A 3,919-nucleotide genomic window follows, 5' to 3' on the forward strand; every position below is an offset into this window, starting at 1 on the left:
GAGTTCCCTCCCAACGAATGCGCCAACTACTTCACCGCCGCCGGCTATGAACCGGAGTAACTGGAAAATGCTCTAGTATGTAGCAGCATGCCACTTTGCAAATGCATCAGATATACGCCCCAGCTCCACATGCAAAGCTGAATGCCAATAGTTTTTTGGGCAACTTAAAGGCACCGTATTTGCCATCGACAAAAGTGTTTCCTTTATAGTTTTCTCGCTCATCCCCTTTAACCTCAATACAAACGTCTGGAGAGCAGCATTACCTCTCTTGCCAAGACGCTCTTTCAGTCCAACTCGAACAAAATGTCTTTCCATCAACTCGAACAATTTGACATCCATCCCATACTTGTTAACTATGTCGTAGCTTAAGCCAGCTACCTTTCCCAAACTAATTTTGCAGTCAAGAAACACAGGAGCGCCATTCAGTTCATGAAAAGGATACACCATCACCCTTCTGCCTCGCCGATCCTTCACAACCTGCGCCTTCTTTTTATTGCATTTGCTGCATATAGGAGCAAGATTAGGAGGGAAAAGGGAATACTCCGGATATTTCTTTTTCGGGAGAAAGTGGTCTAATTCGCATTCCTCACTAAGATTACAAAACGGACAGAGACTTTTATCCTCTGGCTTTAAAGAGTCCCTCATTGCCTCAAACGCTTGCGTTATCGCGGCAGGTTTTTTTTTGTAAGCATCAAGCAGTATTTCCTTATCCGTTTCGGACAGAGAAATAGCCTTTACCCGATGAACATCAGGAATATTTGCAACGAACGTCGTGTGCGCCGCCCCCACCTGCGGCGCTAACCTATTTAAGTGTACCTGTATTGCGGGATCAAAATGCGCGACGAGTCCAGAAAAGGTCGGAACGGACCCTTTCTGATAAGGAGCAATATACCGCATTTCTCAATCTCCGTCCTGATCCAATGAATACAGAAATGCTTTCGCAGGGAGACCTAACGGCTTCTCAAAGCAATCTTCAACCGCCTCCACGCTCTTCATTTCCTCATACATAGAGCGCAATACGTGTGTATAATCTTTCTCAGGATCAGCAAGGCCAAGAACAGATCTACTAAGCTCCCCCAAGTCCTCACCAAAGCTCTCAATTCGAAGTTCTTCGATACTCGGCGCTGATCCGTTACGACGGAAGAAGCGGACATACCGGCTTGGCACCTGCTGCAAGAGAATTGGTGAATGGGTGGAGATAATTGCATATGAGTCGAATTCTTCCAGGATATCCTGTACTGCGATAATCATGCTTGTTAGCAAGCCTGGATGCAGGCACGTTTCCGGTTCGTCCAGAAGAAGTATGGATCCCTCTTCAATAAATCCGACTATGTCAGATGCAATTGAAGTGACAAGCCGTTGACCAGCGCTCATCCGCCTAAACACTTCATCCCTGTCTTCTGACAAGTCGCATAGAGCTTCCGCAGTTTCATTGCCGACTAAACGAGATAGAATAGCCTTGAGAACGGTCTCTCTGTCGGAGCCGACTAACCGCTCTATGGTGTTATCCATCATCCTATTCATTTCTTGCGTGTCAATCACACCATCAAGGTTGCGAAGGCCACAGTACTTGTAAGATAGCTTTGATCTATATGACATGCTCGTATTGCGTCCCGCCTTTGGTGGAAGCGGAAATTCATCGAAAGCGTTGTAAGAGATCGCAATAACCCTGCTAACGGATGGTGGCGGCGAAACGCTGCACTCGAGTGCAACCCCAGACAAGGAGTTCTCATCAAAAGTGTTGTCTCCTGGCGCAAGCGCATAGGCCAATGTTGATAAGGCTGTTGTTTTACCAGCTCCATTTCTCCCAATTAGAAGAAGAACCCTATTTGGCAGCCTTTTATGAGGGGAGAAGTCAACCTTAAGCCGATGCTCTTTGGATGCACCCTCAATTAGCATCGAAAATTCAAACTTTGGAGCTGGAACTGTTTCGTGTTTTGTGTCGATATAGAAGCCCCCTCTACGCAACGCATGTCGCGCCGCGGCATCCCTCAGAAAAGATTTATCCCATACGGCAGATTCTTCCTTGCCGGTCAGCAATTCGGGAGAAGCCACGACGTCTCCGATCGTCTTTAGGTATTTTCGCCTTAGTGTTGGCGGAACCATTTTCTTTAATGTCCTATAATAAGCAACCGACTGCCCAAGCGAAAATACGCCTTTAGGGAATTCGGTGAATTCACACGGAACTTGAGGCGTAAAATCAGCCTTTCCCACACCAATCTTTACCGCTCCTAACGGAACTTCTTCGCTTTCTGAAATGTTTAAATATGCGACAAACAACGTATTATAACCATAATCGTCCCAATTATCACGAAACAGCGTAACGGCCGGATATTTGATTTGACTGGGGTTAGGTTTTCCAGCTCGATAAACATAAAAGTTAATGTCACGAGTCCTTTTTACGCTTGATTTTCTCTTGCCTGTCACAGCATATGCTCCGCATATCACGAAAAACGTTGAGATTGCCAACTGATTATAGCGCTATTCTCCTTAATTCATTATAGAGACATCCAGCATGTTCCCCCACATATCCCTTTTTGCTGGATTGAATACATACTACAGCTGCGCGCTCGCAGCAACGCTTTGATACTAAGCATATAATAGTATGCGCCCCTTTGATATCCGCGCCCACTATAACAACAAGGATCAATAGCGCTCTCGCTTCCCAATAGTGCTGAGGAAAAAGTTACAAAATTGCTGAATTTGGCGTGCTGTAACTTCGTATATCGCACCGCAATACAGGCGGTTACCTGACCCCTCAGCCCGGGGCCAGCGTTACGAAGTGCCGATCTTTCCAGCGCTGATGGACAGCTCCTGCATTCCACGGGCAAAAGGTTGTCCATGTGCTCCTCCAGCAGCTCGAAGGCCCATCGCATGCAGGCCAGCATGCCGAGGCCAAGGATATCGACCTTCATCATCTTCAGGACGTCGATGTCATCCTTGTCCCATTCGATGACCTGCCGGTCCTCCATGGCGGCGGGCTCAATGGGCACGAGTTCGTCGAGCCGATCCTGGGTCAGCACGAAGCCGCCGGGATGCTGGGACAGGTGCCTCGGCGTGCCCATCAGCTGCTGGGCGAGCTCCAGCGTCAGGCGCAGGCGACAGTCTTCCAGGTTCAGGTTCAACGCCGTGGCGTGCTCCGCTACGAACAGTGTTGCCGCAGCGGCGTGAAACACCCCCAGATCTCCGCCTTCGACCACCTCGTGCACGGCGCCCAGCGCCAGCCCGCCGCCAGGCAGGCTGGCGTCGATCTCCGGGAGCCCAGAAGGCAGGACGCGCCCGGCCGTCTTGCCGCCCGTTTCGATCTGGCGGATGCGGCTTCGCAGTTCCTGGAGAGCGGGCGGCGGTTGAGGAGACATGTCCCTTCATACAGGCAAGGCAGGATTATGTTCCCTTTTTGTTCACCCAAAGCAGGACAGCTGTCAAGACTGGGGCAGCTTTGCCCGACCTTTTGCTGATATTGGACTGGGAGTGGCTGATCCCTCGTGGACGGGCTACCAGCCGAATTTCAAGGAAACGACAGCAGTGCGGCGGCCGGAACCGGAAGTCACGGGGTGCCGCGCACGCTCCGCACCGCATCCAGGCTTCGGGGCAAGGTTGAATGAGCCGATAAGCTCGTCGCGGACAGGCTGTAGGTAGCACACGACTCGGAAGCGCTCCCGGCCCGGCTTCCAAAAGGCTGCCGGTGACCACTGCGAGACGACACTTAGACGCTCGTGTACGACGCACAGCGCGGTCAGCGCTAGCCATCCACTAAGCCATCTCGCCGCCAGGGCGATCGTTCACGTCCCGCATGGCGCTGTCGTGGTTGGCTTTGAGGACGATGACATCCAGTCGGCTACCTAGCAGGATGCGGAAAAAGGGCTGTGCACGGCCGGTTGGTCGTGATTCTTTTCGGTTGAGGAGAACACGGCCGACG

Annotated in this window: 3 protein-coding genes; all 3 read right to left on the reverse strand. The window is 51.1% G+C overall.

What is annotated here, in order from left to right; translation table 11 throughout:
* Nucleotides 1-72: 72 nt before the first annotated feature.
* The 3 genes from Q4I23_RS31160 to Q4I23_RS31170 all read right to left on the reverse strand — a co-directional run bounded on the left by Q4I23_RS31160 (nucleotide 73) and on the right by Q4I23_RS31170 (nucleotide 3,359).
* Complete coding sequence (locus Q4I23_RS31160) at nucleotides 73-897, reverse strand: HNH endonuclease (RefSeq protein ID WP_498528781.1); 825 nt, start codon at nucleotides 895-897, stop codon at nucleotides 73-75.
* Between the two features lie 3 nt (nucleotides 898-900).
* On the reverse strand, nucleotides 901-2,427 hold the full coding sequence (locus Q4I23_RS31165) for an AAA family ATPase (protein WP_498528782.1): 1,527 nt from the start codon (nucleotides 2,425-2,427) through the stop codon (nucleotides 901-903).
* Nucleotides 2,428-2,498: 71 nt separating this feature from the next.
* Entirely contained in the window at nucleotides 2,499-3,359 is an 861-nt protein-coding gene (locus tag Q4I23_RS31170; protein WP_498528783.1) for a hypothetical protein, read from the reverse strand.
* Between the last annotated feature and the right edge of the window lie 560 nt (nucleotides 3,360-3,919).

This window comes from Azospirillum sp. UFLA03-27, from assembly GCF_059803775.1.